Source organism: Aliirhizobium wenxiniae (genome assembly GCF_019511445.1).
Classification (GTDB): domain Bacteria; phylum Pseudomonadota; class Alphaproteobacteria; order Rhizobiales; family Rhizobiaceae; genus Neorhizobium; species Neorhizobium wenxiniae_A.
Genome location: NZ_JAEUAN010000094.1, coordinates 1 through 405, shown reverse-complemented (window position 1 = coordinate 405; position 405 = coordinate 1). Strand labels below are relative to the sequence as shown.

Here is a 405-nt window from a genome sequence, read left to right as displayed (position 1 = left end):
GGGGTTTGTTTATTTCTGCGAGGTGCAGGGCAATTACATCATGCCGCCCATGCCACCCATGCCGCCCATACCGCCAGCAGCGCCTAAGTCAGCTGCATCGTTTTTCGGCAGGTCGGTAACCATGCACTCGGTGGTGATCATCAGGCCAGCCACAGAAGCCGCGTACTGCAGAGCGGAACGGTTTACTTTGGTTGGATCCAGGATACCCATATCGATCATGTTGCCGTATTCTTCAGTTGCTGCGTTGTAACCGTAGTTGCCGTCGCCGCCTTTAACGGTGTTAGCAACAACAGACGGTTCTTCGCCGCAGTTCAGGACGATCTGACGCAGCGGAGCTTCCATTGCACGCAGTGCAACTTTGATACCCACGTTCTGGTCTTCGTTCTGACCACGCAGGTCAGCCAG

At 55.3% G+C, this 405-nt stretch carries 1 protein-coding gene; it reads right to left on the bottom strand.

Annotation, left to right across the window (positions count from 1 at the left end; genetic code table 11):
• Positions 1 to 33: 33 nt before the first annotated feature.
• Positions 34 to 405, bottom strand: a 372-nt coding sequence (locus tag JNB91_RS30445; protein WP_275957791.1) for a TCP-1/cpn60 chaperonin family protein, incomplete at its 5' end; no start/stop codon positions are given.